Origin of the sequence: Actinotalea sp., assembly GCF_041597215.1 — a bacterium.
Classification (GTDB): domain Bacteria; phylum Actinomycetota; class Actinomycetes; order Actinomycetales; family Cellulomonadaceae; genus Actinotalea.
On the sequence record NZ_JBFHHB010000067.1, the window covers coordinates 1 to 13,612 of the forward strand.

Here is a 13,612-nt window from a genome sequence, read left to right on the forward strand (position 1 = left end):
CAGCCTGGGGCGGCCCCGGGAGGACCGGGCGGCGCGGGCACCGGGCGCTCTGTGACACGGCCGCAACACGACCGACCTAGGCTCGCAGCTTGGCAGCGCGACCCTTCGACCCGGCACTGGCCGAGCAGCACCATCTGCTCGCCCTCGCCGGCGACGTGCCGGCCGAGGAGCTCGACGTCCTGGCCACCAGCCGGTTCTCCGCCGCGGGGTGGGAGGTGCCCGCCGAGCCGGCGGCCCGCAGGGGCCGGTCCAAGGCCGGCCCGATCGCCGTGCTGCGCCTGTCCCGCCTGAGCTCCCTGCGCGGGCCCTACCCGATTGACCGCGCCGCGGCCGCGGCGCTCGGCCTTCCCGGCCCGACCGGGCAGGTCTGGCTGCTGCACGCGCCCGTCGAGCGCGGCGAGGCGCCGTGGCCCGGCGCCGCCGACCGGGACGGGCTCGGGAGGGCCTTCCCCGACGGGCTCCCGATCCGGGACGAGGAGCGCGTCGTCACCTGGTTGGTCGCGGCGGCCCGTCGGCTCGCGGGGGCCGTGCGCGTCACCGGGGTCGGCGGCGGACCGGCGACGGTGCTCGTCCCCGATCCCGCGGCGGCGGTCGACCTGACCGTCTGGTCCGACATCTGGCTCGACCCCGAGGCCGCCCTCTCCGTGGTGCGGCAGGCGGTCCCCCGGGCCCGGCTGGACCTGGGCACCCCCTGGGACGGCCCGCCAGCGGGGACAGGAGTCCGGCCCGTGCCGGGCGCGGAGGACCTCGACGCGAGGGAGCGTGCCGCGCTGCACCAGGCGGCCGACGACCGTGATCTGGAGGCGCTCACCCAGCAGGAGGTACGGAGCGCCTACGGCATGCTCGCCGACCTCGACCTCGACGGGGTGCTCGCCGTGGAGGTCGGCGGGGAGACCCGGCTGCCGCAGGCGCTGGCCGGGGTGCCGTGGGCGAGCGGCGGTGCCGTGACCTACCGCGTCAGCTGGGCTCCGGACGAGCTCGCGGACCTCGGCATGGAACGCCCGCCGATCGAGCACCGGATCGCCCGCGGTCGGGCGGCCCCGTTGGTGAACGCCGTCGCCCGCGCGCTCCACGCGGCCGTGGCCGGGGAGATCACCGACATGATGGGTTTCATCGTGGACCCCGCCGACCTCTGAGCGGATCGCTGCGGCCCGCTCGGCCCGCCCGGCCCGCTCCGCTCTGCCGGCCCCTCCGGCTCAGTCCCGCGGGCGGACGGCGTCGAGCAGCACCTGGGCGACGTCGACCACGGCGGGAGCGGATCCGCTCGCCTCGGCCTGGGCCGCGACCCCGTCGGTGAGCATGACCGTGCAGAACGGGCAGCCGGTCGCGATGACGTCCGCGCCGGTCGCGACGGCTTCGGCCGCACGCTCGGAGCCGATCCGGGTTCCCGTCGTCTCCTCCATCCACACCCGCGCGCCACCGCCACCGCAGCAGAACGACCGCTCCTGGGTGCGCGGCATCTCCGCCAGGCGAGCGCCGCTGGCCCTGAGCAGCTCGCGAGGCGGGGCGTAGACCTCGTTGTGCCGGCCCAGGTAGCAGGGGTCGTGGTACGTGACCGTGCCCGCGTCGTCCGCGGCACCGGTCGGGGCGACCGGCGTGAGCCGACCCTCCGCGACGAGCCGTTCGAGCAGCTCGGTGTGGTGCAGCACCTCGTAGTCCCCGCCGAGCTGCGGGTACTCCCGCCGGAGGGTGTTGAAGCAGTGCGCGCAGGTGACGACGATCCGCCGGACCTTCGCCTCGGTGAACGTCTCGATGTTCGTCCTGGCGAGCATCTGGAAGAGCGCCTCGTTCCCGGCGCGGCGGGCGGGATCACCCGTGCACGTCTCGCCGTCGCCCAGCACCGCGAAGCTCACCCCGGCGTGGTGCATGAGCTCGGCGACCGCGCGGGTCGTGGCCTTGGCCTTGTCGTCGTAGGCGCCGGCGCAGCCCACCCAGAAGAGGTGGTCGACGGCGCTCGCGTCCTCGACGTCCACACCGACGACGGGGACCTCGAAGGGCAGGTCCTTCGCCCAGGCCAGGCGTTGCCGGGCGGGCAGGCCCCAGGGGTTCCCGCGCTTCTCGATCTTGGTGAACATCGTGCCGAGCTCGGCGGGGAAGGTCGAGGCGACGAGCACCTGGTTGCGGCGCAGGTCCACGAGGTGGTCGATGTGCTCGATGTCGACAGGGCACTGCTGGACGCAGGCCCCGCACATCGTGCAGTCCCACAGGGCCTGCGGGTCGATCACGTCGCCGACGAGGGACAGGACGTCCACCGAGGCGTGGGAGTCGGCCTCGCCCGCGGTGGCGCCCGTGCCCCCGAGGGGCACGTGACCCGTGGTGCTCGTGTGCCCGGCCGGCTCCGTCGAGGCGTTCGCTGCCGCCTGCAGGTACGGCGCCGAGGCGTAGGCGTGGTCCCGCAGCGCCATGACGACGAGCTTGGGCGAGAGCGGCTTGCCCGTGTTCCAGGCGGGGCACTGCTCCTGGCAGCGCCCGCACTCGGTGCAGGTCGAGAAGTCCAGCAGGCCCTTCCAGGTGAAGTCCTCGACCGCGCCGACGCCCAGGCGCAGGTCGTCGGGGATCTCCTCGAGCTCGGTCAGGTCGACAGGGACGCCGCCCGCGGTGACCGGGGAGAGCGGGCCGAGCGCGGGCCTGCCGCTCGTCTCGCGCCGGGCCCAGACGTTGACCACGGCGAGGAACCGGTGCCAGGAGACGCCCATCGCCGGGCGACGGCCGACGACGTACATCCACGTCATCGAGAGGAGGATCTTGGCCAGGGCCGTCAGGACGACAGCCGTCTCGATCCCCGCGATCGAGATCCCGTCGAGCAGTGCGCCGATCCAGGCGGTCAGCGGGAAGTGCGCGAGCACGGCCGGGTCGGTCGCGTCGACGGCGCCCCAGCTCAGGGAGGGGTCGAAGACGCCCCCGTCGAGGTTCACCCGCCACGGCGAGGCGAGCACGGACTCGAGCCCCCGCAGCAGCAGCACCGCCAGCACCACCCCGAGTACCACGGCCTCGACGAAGTACGCCTGGCCGCGGTTCGAGCCGAAGAAGCGCGAGGCGCGCTCGCCCTCGGGGCCGGTCCCGGAACCGTCCGCCGTGCTGCGGGCGGCGGACACCCGGGAGGCCGCTGCCGCGCCGCGCCGAGGGTGGCTGCGCTGACGCACCACGATCAGCAGCACGATCCCCACCAGGCTGAGCCAGGCGAAGACCTCCGTGAGCCACTCCAGCGGCGGCCAGTGCCCCACCAGCGGCAGCACGAAGTACGGGTCGACGATCTGCCCGTACCCGCTGACCAGGGTGAGGAAGAGGATCGGGAAGCTGAGCATCACGGCCCAGTGCGCGACCTTGACCCCGGGTCGGTGCTGGAAGCGCCCGTGCCCGAGCAGGAGCAGGAGCACGAGCCAGGTCCGGCGCCAGGGCTCGGTCGCGCGGTCCGGCGCCGGGCGCCCGACGGCGACGGTGCGCACGATCGCACGGGCACCGAGGACGAAGACGCTCACGCCGACGGCGGTCGCCACGAGGGCGAGGACGAGGGCGACGATCTGGAGGGCCGACACGGGGTCACGCTATCCGGTCGGGTCCCGTCGGCTGCCTCCGCGGCCGATCGCTCGTACACTCCAGGTTCGGCAGAATCGCCCCCCCGCCCCCGATCGGACGGACCGGACGTGTTGCTCCTCCTGGCTCTCCACCTTCTGGTGAGCCTCGTCGCGCCTCTCGTCCTGCGCTGGTCCGGTCGCCGCGGCTTCCTGCTCCTCGCGATCGCCCCGGCGGCCGTCGTCGTGTGGGCCCTGGCGCAGACCGCAGCCGTGACCGACGGTCAGGGGCCGACCGAGCTCGTCTCCTGGGTGCCGAGTCTCGGGATCGACCTCGCCTTCCGCCTGGACAGCCTCTCCTGGCTCATGGTGCTTCTCGTCGGGGGGATCGGCGCCGTCGTCCTGGTGTACTCCTCGGCGTACTTCTCGCCGAAGGCGGGTGGTCTCGGTCGCTTCGGGGCCGTGCTGGTCGCGTTCGCCGGGTCGATGCTCGGCGTGGTCACCACGGACGACCTGATCCTGCTCTACGTCTTCTGGGAGCTGACGACGGTCACCTCCTACCTGCTCATCGGGCACTACGCCGATCGCAAGGCCTCTCGGCGCGCGGCCATGCAGGCCATCGTCGTGACCACTGCCGGCGGCCTGGCGATGCTCGTCGGGGTCCTGATGATCGGTCATGCGGCGGGGACCTACCGGATCTCGGCGATCCTGGCGGACCCGCCGACCGGCGGTGCGGTGGGGGTCGCCGTCGTGCTGCTCCTGGCGGGAGCCGTGACCAAGTCCGCGCTCGTGCCGTTCCACTTCTGGCTCCCGTCGGCGATGGCGGCTCCGACCCCCGTCTCGGCCTACCTGCACGCCGCGGCGATGGTGAAGGCCGGCGTGTACCTCGTGGCGCGCTTCGCCCCAGCCTTCGCGGACCTGACCGCCTGGCAGGTGGTGGTCCTCGGTCTCGGGTCCGCGACGCTCCTGGTCGGTGGCTACCGCTCGTTGCGGCAGTACGACCTCAAGCTCGTGCTGGCCTTCGGCACGGTCAGCCAGCTCGGGCTGCTCATCGTGCTCGTCGGCTACGGCTCGCAGGCCGTCGCCCTCGCGGGGATCGCGATGCTCGGGGCGCATGCCATGTTCAAGGCGACGCTCTTCCTCGCCGTCGGGGTGGTCGACGCGGCGACCGGGACACGTGACCTGCGGCGGCTGTCCGGGATCGGACGGGCCCTTCCGATCACCGCCACGGCCGCCGGTCTCGCGACGGCATCGATGATCGGGCTGCCGCCCTTCGCGGGGTACGTCGCCAAGGAGGCGGCCATCGACGCGCTCGTGCACGAGACGACGACCGCCGGCCGGGTGGTGCTGGCCGCCGTCGTCCTGGGCTCGATGCTCACCGTCGCGTACTCGCTGCGCTTCTGGTGGGGCGCCTTCGCAGCCAAGCGCGTCCTGCCCGCCGCCGAGCCGGCCGCGGTGCCGGCCACCGGAGCCGGGACCGAGAGCGGACCGGGCGTCGGTGGGCGGGCACTCGGCAGCAGGGGACCGGCCTTCCCGACCGATGGTGCGCTGGTGACCGTCGTGCACCGACCCGCCCGGCTCCTGGTGGCTCCCGTCGTGCTGCTCGGCGCCCTCGGCCTGCTGGCGGGCCTCGCGCCGGCCGTGGGCGAGCGGGTGCTCGGGCCGTGGGCCGCAACGCTCCCGGGCGAGGAGGGCCACCTGATCCTGTGGGGAGGCTTCACCCCCGCCCTCGGGCTGACGGTCCTCGTCCTCGCGGGCGGCACGGCGCTCTTCGTCGCCCGCTCGGCGGTCGAGCGGTGGCAGGCCCGCGTCCCCTCCCCGCCCGACGTCGACCTGCTCTACCGCCGGTCGATGCGCAGGCTCGACGACGCAGCCGCCGACGTCACGGCGTTCACCCAGCGTGGTTCGCTCCCGTTGTACCTCGGCACGATCCTCATGGTCCTGGTGGTCGGTGCGGGGACGGCGCTGATCACCGGGACCACGCTGCCCGGCTGGGACGGGGTCCGGCTGTGGGACATGCCCATCCAGGCCGTCGCCGCCCTCGTCGCCACGGTCACCGCCGTGCTCGCCGCCCGCGCGCGCCGTCGGCTCAAGGCCGTCGTCCTCACCGGGATCAGCGGGTTCGGGGTCGCGACGATCTTCCTGCTGCACGGCGCCCCCGACCTCGCGCTCACCCAGGTGCTGGTCGAGACCATCACCCTCGTGGTGTTCGTGCTCGTGCTGCGCCGGCTCCCCTCGTACTTCTCGGTGCGGCCGCTCGCCGCGAGCCGGTGGGTCCGGCTGGCCGTCGGCGTGGCGGTGGGCCTGACCGTCGGAGCGGCGGCGCTCGTCATGCCGAGCGCCCGGACGGAGGCACCCGTCTCGGTGGACTTCCCCGTCGAGGCGTACGAGTACGGCGGCGGCAAGAACGTGGTCAACGTGACCCTGGTGGACATCCGGGCCTGGGACACGGTCGGGGAGATCTCCGTGCTGCTGGTCGCCGCGACGGGCGTCGCCTCCCTGGTCTTCCTGCGGCGCCGCAGCGGCGCAGTCCTGCGGCCGAGCACCGCCGGGGGCCGCACCGTCTGGCGGGTGTCCGCCGACGCGATGGGGCCCCTGCGTCGGGCGGCAGCCATGCAGCGCAAGGCGACCTCCGCCGCCGGCGGGACCGGTCGGCAGCACAGCGAGTGGCTCTCCGGCGGCAGCACCCTCGCCCCCGAGCGCCGTTCGGTGATCTTCGAGATCGCCACCCGGCTGCTCTTCCACACCATGGTGGTCTTCGCGCTCTTCCTGCTCTTCTCCGGCCACAACGCTCCCGGGGGAGGCTTCGCGGCCGGACTGGTCATCGGCATCGCGCTCGCGGTCCGCTACCTGGCGGGCGGTCGCTACGAGCTCGGCGAGGCCGCCCCGGTGCACCCGGGCCTGCTGCTCGGGACCGGGCTGTTCCTCTCCGCGGGGGTCGGGCTGTTCGCCCTGCCCTTCGGCGGATCGGTGCTCGAGTCCCGGATCTTCGAGGTGACCGTTCCGGTCCTCGGCGACGTCAAGCTCGTGACCTCGCTGTTCTTCGACATCGGCGTGCTCCTGGTGGTCCTCGGCCTGGTCCTGGACATCCTGCGCAGCCTCGGCGCGGAGATCGACCGGCACCAGGACGGCACGGCCGACGACGACACCGAGGTCGAGCGAGGCGGCCGCGCGAGCCGTCGGGCGGGCGAGGAGGTGTCCCGATGAGGGAGATGTCCCCGAGCCTCGTTCTCGTCGCGGTCGTCGTGGTCCTGGTCGCCGTGGGCGTGTACCTCCTGCTGGAGCGCACCTTGACCAGGGTGCTGCTCGGCGTGATCGTGCTGGGCAACGGCATCAACGTGCTCTTCCTCATCGCCGGCGGGGCCGCAGGCGGGCCGCCGATCGTCGGGCGCACCGAGGTCGAGGACATGGCCGACCCCTTGCCGCAGGCGATGGTCCTCACGGCCATCGTCATCACCCTCGGCATGACGGCCTTCCTCCTCGCGCTCGCGTACCGCTCCTGGCAGCTCAACGAGCACGACGAGGTCCAGGACGACCTCGAGGACCGGCGGGTCGCTCGTCGCGCCGCCCAGGACCGCGCCGCGTACGAGGACGCCGACGCCGAGTCCGGGGAGGGCCTGACCGCCCTGGAGGAGGCCGCCGCCGAGACGCGCGACGAGACCGACGTGGACGACGACGGCAGCACCGACGAGCAGTCGGTCCCGCACGCCGCGCCCGCCGGTCCCGCCACCTCCGAGCGGGGTGAGCGCTGATGGGCTACCTCTCCTGGGTGGTGCCGATCCCCGTGATCGTCCCGTTGTTCGCCGCGGGCCTCGCCCTCGCGCTGTGGAAGCACGGGCGCCTCCAGGGCGTCATCAGCCTCGTCGCGTTGAGCGTCTCCCTCGTCGCCTCGGTGACCCTGCTGGTGGCGGCCGACGACGGGCCGCTCGTGCTCGACGTGGGCGGCTGGGCGACCCCGGTGGGCATCGGCCTGGTCGCGGACCGCCTGTCGACCCTCATGCTCTCGGTGTCCTTCGCGGTGACCCTGTGCGTCCTCGTGTACTCCCTCGCGCAGGGACTGGAGGACGACGACGCCGAGACACCGGTCGCGATCTTCCACCCGACGTACCTCGTGCTCACCGCCGGGGTCGCGGACGCCTTCCTCTCCGGCGACCTCTTCAACCTCTTCGTCGGCTTCGAGATCCTGCTCGCGGCGTCCTACGTGCTCATCACCCTCGGAGGGACGGGTGAACGGGTGCGCGCCGGGACGATCTACGTCGTCGTCTCGCTGCTCAGCTCGCTGCTCTTCCTCACGGCCATCGCCATGACCTACGCGGCGACGGGAACGGTGAACCTGGCCCAGCTCGCCCTGCGGCTCGGCGACCTCGACCCGGGGGTGCAGCTCACCCTCCAGGTGATGCTCCTGCTCGCCTTCGGCATCAAGGCGGCGATCTTCCCGCTCTCCGCCTGGTTGCCGGACTCCTACCCGACCGCGCCGGCCCCGGTGACCGCCGTGTTCGCCGGGCTGCTGACCAAGGTGGGCGTCTACGCGATCATCCGCACCCAGACCCTGCTCTTCCCCGACGGGCGGCTGGACGAGGTCCTGATGATCGCGGCGCTCGCGACGATGCTCGTCGGGATCCTCGGCGCCGTCGCGCAGAACGACATCAAGCGGCTCGTCTCCTTCACGCTCGTCAGCCACATCGGGTTCATGCTCTTCGGCATCGCGCTGTCGAGCGAGGCGGGGCTCGGGGCGGCGATCTTCTACGTCGCGCACCACATCACCGTGCAGACGGCGCTCTTCCTGGTCGTGGGTCTCGTCGAACGGCACGGCGGGACCACCTCGCTCGACGGCCTCGGCGCGCTCGCCAAGGGCGCCCCGCTGCTCGCGATCCTGTTCTTCGTCCCGGCCATGAACCTCGCGGGCATCCCGCCGTTCTCCGGCTTCCTCGGCAAGGTGGGGCTGTTCGAGGCCGGCATCGCCGACGGAGGACCGCTCGCCTACGTGCTCGTCGCCGGTGGCGCGGTGACCTCGCTGCTCACGCTGTACGCGCTGGTCAAGGCGTGGAACAAGGCGTTCTGGCAGCCGGCGAAGACGGCGGAGGGCGACGCCGCCCCGACCTCAGGCGCGGACGCCGCACCGGCCGGCCCGACGCAGGACGGCACGACGCAGGACGGCACGACGACGGCCGCGACCGCCGTCCTCACCAGGACGCCCCAGCGGCTCCCGGCGGCGATGGTGGTCTCCACCACGGTGCTCGTCTCGTTCGGGATCGGTCTCGCCGTGGTCGCCGGCCCCCTGTTCGGCTACACCGATCGCGCGGCCGAGCTGCTCCGCGACCGGACCCAGTACATCGTCTCGGTCCTGCCGGACGGTGAGCGCGGGGAGGGGCAGTCGGCCGAGATCGCCGGGACCGACGGCGACTCCGCCGTGACGGAGGTGGAGGAGCCATGAGCCTGCACCCGCGCAGTCGCCGTGCCCTGCCCTTCCAAGTCGCGGCCGTCATCTGGCTCACCCTCGTCTGGGTGGGGCTGTGGGGGACGCTCACCCCGGCCAACGTGCTGGGCGGTCTCGCGATCGCGGTGCTCGTGGTCCGCGGCCTGCCGATGCCCCCGATCGACTACCACGGCCGGGTGCGGGTCGGCCGGGTGGTCGCCCTGGTCGCCAGGACCTCCGTCGACCTCGTGGTGGCGAGCACGCAGGTCGCGCTGCTCGCGCTCGGGCGGCGCACGCCGCGATCCGCGGTGATCCGGGTCGCGCTGCGCAGCACCTCGGACCTCTACCTCACGCTGACCGCGCAGCTCGTCTCGCTCGTGCCCGGATCGATCGTGGTCGAGGCGCACCGGCTGAGCGGGACGCTCTACGTGCACGTGCTCGACGTGACACGCAAGGACGTGGAGGAGCACCGCCGCGACGTGCTCGCGGTCGAGGAGCGCGTGCTGCGAGCGCTGGCCTCCGACGACGAGCTCGCGCGGGCGCGGCTGAGCGGCCCGGGCGCGGTGCCCTCGCCGGTCCCGGCGGGCCCGGACGGCGGCCGGCCCACCGATCCACTCACCGGACCCGAGCGAACGGAGGAGACCCCGTGACCGTCGTCCTGATCTTCTGCGGCGTGCTGCTCGTGACCGGTGCGGTCCTGGTGCTCGTCCGGCTGCAGCGCGGCCCGACGATGCTCGACCGCACCATCGCCCTCGACGCCTTCACCGCGATCCTCATCGGCGCCTTCGTCCTCATCGCGGTGGCGACCCGCCGCCGCGACATCGTGCCGATCCTCGCGGTGCTCTCGCTCGTCGGCTTCGTCGGCTCGGTCACGATCGCGCGCTTCGCCGCCGTCGAGCCCGAGGGCGAGGGCCGGATCCTCACCCGGGAGGAGGTCGCCGCGCTCGAGCGCGAGCGGCTGGCGGCGGAGGATGCCGAGCTCGCCGCCTCCGACGACGAGCACCACGGCGGACCGGCTCAGGGGGAGGTGACCGGATGAGCACCCTGCTCGACGTGCTCGCGGCCGCCTGCCTGGTGGCCGGTTCCGGCCTCGCGCTCGCCGCGGGGGTCGGCCTGCTGCGCTTCCCCGACCTGCTCGCCCGCAGCCATGCGGCGACCAAGCCCCAGGTGCTGGGCGTGCTGCTCATGCTGGCCGGTCTCGGGTTCTGGCTGCGTTCCGGTCCGGTGACCTCCGTGCTGGTCCTCATCGGCCTGTTCCAGATGGTCACCGCTCCGGTGGCGGCGCACCTGGTCACGCGCGCCGGCTACCGCACGGGGAAGGTCACGTCGGAGTCGCTCGCGGTCGACGAGCTGACGCAGGACCTGCGCTCAGCGCTGCACAAGGAGGGCGAGAGCGAGCGCTGAGCCGGGCCGGGCTCCGCGCAGGCGCCCGCTCTCTACCGCGCCGCGGCTCAGGAGCTGAGGTACTTCGCGGTGCCTCGCGTCGCCACCACGCGGAACAGCGCGACGACCGCGCCGGAGATCGCCGCAGCCGCCGCGATCTCGGCGAAGCGCACGTCGCCCTCGTCCTCGGGCCGCGGCGGGGTGTGGCCCGTCGCCGCCTTCCAGAGGCTCGCGAGGAGCTTCTGCGCGACCCACGCCGCGCCGATCGCCGCGATGGCTCCGGTCACCTTGGCGATCATGTTCGTGTTCGTGTCGGCCACGGGGGTCCTCCTGGTTGTCGACCGCCCACCACGCTAGTGGGAGCGGGTCCCCCGTGCAGGCCGCACGAGGGAGGTTCACCCGGCTCAGACGGACTCGACCCACAGGTAGGCGCCGCGGCCCAGCTCCTCCGCCGCGGTCGTCACCCGGACGATCTCCGTGAGGGTGGCCAGCGGGTCGCCGTCGTGCGGGTCACGCTCGGCCGAGGCCGCCCAGGCGACCGCCACCTCACCGGGCAGCTCCTCGTCCTCGGCCCGCCCGACCTCGGCGAGCACCTCCACCAGGAACGGTGGGAGGTGGAAGAGCCACTCGTGGTTGAGGTCCACCTCGGCGGGCTCCAGGTCGCCGTGGCCGAAGCGCACCGCCGCGGCTGCCGCCTCGCCGAGCAGCTCGAGGTCGAGAGGGCTGAGGTCCGGCAGCTCGCAGAAGGTCGTCTCCGACTGCGGAGGGGTCCCCGCGTCCAGGGCGTCGGCCCGGGCGAGGGCCCCTGCGTGGGTGGCGACGAAGAGCTGCGCGCGGCGTGACATCGGTGCTCCTTGGTTCCAGGGACCGCAGTCACGGACCCTTCCGCGAGCGTATCCGGGAGCGTGGGCCCTCCGTCGTCACCGCGCGGACGCAGCCGGGGTGGGCCGGCGGATCCACTAGGCTCGTCCCGAACGACAGGGGAGCGTCGCCCGGTCCACCGGGCGCAGGACGCTGAGAGTGCGGGCGACCGCAGACCCTCGAACCTGATCCGGGTGATACCGGCGTAGGGAGTCGGGCTTTCTCAGGTACCCCGTGGAGTGCCGGGCCTGCCCGGGGCCCGCGGCGGTACCCCCCTCCTGGAACCACGAGGAGGACTGCATGACGCACCACATCAGCAGGGCACGACTGATCGCGCTGCTCGGCGTCGGAGGGCTGGCGCTGGCCGGCTGCTCGGCCGTCGGCGCGGGGGACGAGGCGACGGGCACCTCGACGAGCGCGAGCGGCGAGCAGACGAGCACGGCGGGCGGGACCGTCCGGCTCATCACGCACGACTCGTTCGCGCTGAGCGAGGAGCTCATCGCCCAGTTCGAGGCGGACACCGGACTCACCCTCGAGCAGGTGGCGCCCGGCGACGCCGGGTCGATGGTCAACCAGCTCATCCTGACCAAGGACGCCCCGATCGGGGACGTCGTCTTCGGGATCGACAACAGCTTCGCGACGCGGGCGATCGACGAGGGGGTGCTGGCGCCGTACACCTCGCCCGCGCTCCCCGCCGACGCCGCGCAGTACGCGGTCGACGAGGCCGGCTCGCTCACCCCGATCGACACCGGCGACGTCTGCGTGAACGCCGACGACGAGTGGTTCGCCGACGCGGGTCTCGAGCTCCCGGTGACCTTCGAGGACCTGCTCGAGCCCGAGTACGCGGACCTGCTCGTCGTGGAGAACCCGGCGACGAGCTCTCCAGGCCTCGCCTTCCTGCTCGCCACCGTCGGCGCCTTCGGCGAGGACGGCTGGCTCGACTACTGGGCAGGGCTGCGGGACAACGGGGTCGCGGTCGCGGCCTCCTGGTCCGACGCGTACTACGTCGACTTCTCCGGCCCCTCGAGCGAGGGCGACCGGCCGCTCGTGGTGTCCTACTCCTCCTCCCCGCCCTACGAGGTGCCCGAGGGCGAGGACACCGCACCGACCTCCGCCCTGCTGGAGACCTGCTTCCGTCAGGTGGAGTACGCCGGCGTGATCGCCGGGGCCGCGAACCCCGAGGGCGCTCAGCTGGTCATCGACTGGTTGCTCAGCCCCGAGGTCCAGGCCGACATCCCCGGGTCGATGTACGTCTACCCGGTGGACTCCACCGTCGCGCTGCCCGAGGACTGGGCGAGGTTCGCCCCGCAGGCCGCCTCGCCGTTCGTCGTCGCACCGGCGGAGATCGCCGCGAACCGCGACGCCTGGATCACCGCATGGACCGACACGGTCATCGGCTGAGCACGACGGGCCCCTCCACCTCGGCCGGACAGGTGCCGACCGGGGTGGGGCGGGGCCGTCCCCCTCAGCTGCCGCGGCGTTCGACCGCACTCCGGGCCGGGGTGTGGGCGCTCGCCGCTGCCGTGCCGCTGCTCTTCCTCGGGACCTTCTTCGCCCTACCCGTCGTCGTCCTGGTGGCCAGGGGATTCGTCAGCGACGGGGCGATCGACCTCAGCGGCTTCGTCGAGGTCTTCTCCCGTCCGCGCACCTGGCGGCTGCTCGGACTGACTCTCGGCCAGGCCGCCGTCGGCACCGCGATCGCCGTCGTGCTCGGCCTGCCGGGCGCCTACCTGCTGCACCGCTGCTCCTTCCCCGGCCGTCGGCTGGTGCGCGCGATCGTCGCCGTCCCCTTCGTGCTGCCGACCGTCGTCGTCGGGGTCGCGTTCCGTTCGCTGCTCACCGGTCCGCTCGGGGGACTGGGCTGGGACGGGACCTTCGCCGGGGTCGTCCTGGCGCTCGTCTTCTTCAACTACACCGTCGTGGTGCGCACCGTCGGGGCCTTCTGGGCGGGGCTCGACGAGCGGGCCGAGCAGGCCGCCGCGGCCCTGGGTGCCCGCCCGGCCCAGGTCTTCCTGCGGGTGACCCTGCCGGCTCTCGCCCCGGCGATCGCCTCCGCGGCGTCGATCGTCTTCCTGTTCTGCTCCACGGCCTTCGGCGTCGTGCTCGTGCTCGGCGGAGTCGGCTACGGGACGATCGAGACCGAGATCTGGGTGCAGACGACGCAGTTCCTCGACCTGCGCGCCGCGTCGGTGCTCTCGGTCGTCCAGCTGGTCGTGGTCGGCGTGGCACTGACCATCGCCGGTCGGGCCCGCCGGCGTCGCGAGCGGGTACGCCCGGTCGACACCGAGCCGGCGGCGCGCCCGCTCGCCCTGCGTGGACCCGGCCGACGGGTGGGCGACCTCGCCGCGCTGCTCGTCACGGCCACCGTCGTCCTGCTGCTGCTCGGCGGGCCGCTGGTCTACCTGGTGATCCGCTCGCTGCACACCGCCGACGGGTGGGG

At 73.4% G+C, this 13,612-nt stretch carries 12 protein-coding genes and 1 riboswitch; of the genes, 9 read left to right on the forward strand and 3 right to left on the reverse strand.

The annotated features are described in order from the left end of the window. Positions 1-89: 89 nt before the first annotated feature. Entirely contained in the window at positions 90-1,136 is a 1,047-nt protein-coding gene (locus ABWK99_RS06655) for a hypothetical protein (RefSeq protein ID WP_372593920.1), read from the forward strand. Positions 1,137-1,196: 60 nt separating this feature from the next. On the opposite strand, the gene ABWK99_RS06660 is transcribed toward ABWK99_RS06655, so the two are convergent. After that, positions 1,197-3,536 carry a (Fe-S)-binding protein gene (locus ABWK99_RS06660; protein ID WP_372593921.1) on the reverse strand — a complete coding sequence of 780 codons (2,340 nt, stop codon included), beginning with the start codon at positions 3,534-3,536 and terminating at the stop codon, positions 1,197-1,199. A 108-nt stretch (positions 3,537-3,644) separates the two neighbouring features. Here ABWK99_RS06660 and ABWK99_RS06665 point away from each other — a divergent pair, with 108 nt between their 5' ends. The 6 genes from ABWK99_RS06665 to mnhG are packed head-to-tail and all read left to right on the forward strand — an operon-like array spanning position 3,645 to position 10,332. After that, the gene (locus ABWK99_RS06665) at positions 3,645-6,719 is read left to right on the forward strand and encodes a Na+/H+ antiporter subunit A (protein ID WP_372593922.1); all 3,075 of its coding nucleotides are present in this window, start codon (positions 3,645-3,647) and stop codon (positions 6,717-6,719) included. Then, positions 6,716-7,264 (forward strand): Na(+)/H(+) antiporter subunit C, encoded by a 549-nt coding sequence (locus tag ABWK99_RS06670; protein WP_372593923.1) that lies wholly within the window; start codon positions 6,716-6,718, stop codon positions 7,262-7,264. Before ABWK99_RS06665 ends, ABWK99_RS06670 begins: the two co-directional genes overlap by 4 nt. Further along, positions 7,264-8,946 carry a Na+/H+ antiporter subunit D gene (locus ABWK99_RS06675; RefSeq protein ID WP_372593924.1) on the forward strand — a complete coding sequence of 561 codons (1,683 nt, stop codon included), beginning with the start codon at positions 7,264-7,266 and terminating at the stop codon, positions 8,944-8,946. Before ABWK99_RS06670 ends, ABWK99_RS06675 begins: the two co-directional genes overlap by 1 nt. Then, complete coding sequence (locus ABWK99_RS06680; RefSeq protein ID WP_372593925.1) at positions 8,943-9,578, forward strand: Na+/H+ antiporter subunit E; 636 nt, start codon at positions 8,943-8,945, stop codon at positions 9,576-9,578. The genes ABWK99_RS06675 and ABWK99_RS06680 overlap by 4 nt, the downstream gene beginning before the upstream one ends. Continuing rightward, positions 9,575-9,967 (forward strand): monovalent cation/H+ antiporter complex subunit F, encoded by a 393-nt coding sequence (locus ABWK99_RS06685; RefSeq protein ID WP_372593926.1) that lies wholly within the window; start codon positions 9,575-9,577, stop codon positions 9,965-9,967. The genes ABWK99_RS06680 and ABWK99_RS06685 overlap by 4 nt, the downstream gene beginning before the upstream one ends. Next, on the forward strand, positions 9,964-10,332 hold the full coding sequence (gene mnhG, locus ABWK99_RS06690; RefSeq protein WP_372593927.1) for a monovalent cation/H(+) antiporter subunit G: 369 nt from the start codon (positions 9,964-9,966) through the stop codon (positions 10,330-10,332). Before ABWK99_RS06685 ends, mnhG begins: the two co-directional genes overlap by 4 nt. Before the next feature lie 47 nt (positions 10,333-10,379). On the opposite strand, the gene ABWK99_RS06695 is transcribed toward mnhG, so the two are convergent. Together ABWK99_RS06695 and ABWK99_RS06700 are read right to left on the reverse strand one after the other, a co-directional pair. Next, on the reverse strand, positions 10,380-10,631 hold the full coding sequence (locus tag ABWK99_RS06695; RefSeq protein ID WP_372593928.1) for a DUF4235 domain-containing protein: 252 nt from the start codon (positions 10,629-10,631) through the stop codon (positions 10,380-10,382). 84 nt (positions 10,632-10,715) lie between these two features. Beyond that, entirely contained in the window at positions 10,716-11,156 is a 441-nt protein-coding gene (locus ABWK99_RS06700; protein ID WP_372593929.1) for a hypothetical protein, read from the reverse strand. Between the two features lie 124 nt (positions 11,157-11,280). After that, positions 11,281-11,401: riboswitch (TPP riboswitch) on the forward strand. A gap of 71 nt (positions 11,402-11,472) precedes the next feature. Between ABWK99_RS06700 and ABWK99_RS06705 the strand changes: the two genes are divergently transcribed. Next, positions 11,473-12,573, forward strand: coding sequence for a thiamine ABC transporter substrate binding subunit (locus ABWK99_RS06705; RefSeq protein WP_372593930.1), 1,101 nt, complete (start codon positions 11,473-11,475; stop codon positions 12,571-12,573). After that, positions 12,549-13,612 (forward strand): ABC transporter permease (locus ABWK99_RS06710; RefSeq protein WP_372593931.1); only part of this gene is annotated, 1,064 nt, incomplete at its 3' end. The genes ABWK99_RS06705 and ABWK99_RS06710, both read left to right, overlap by 25 nt.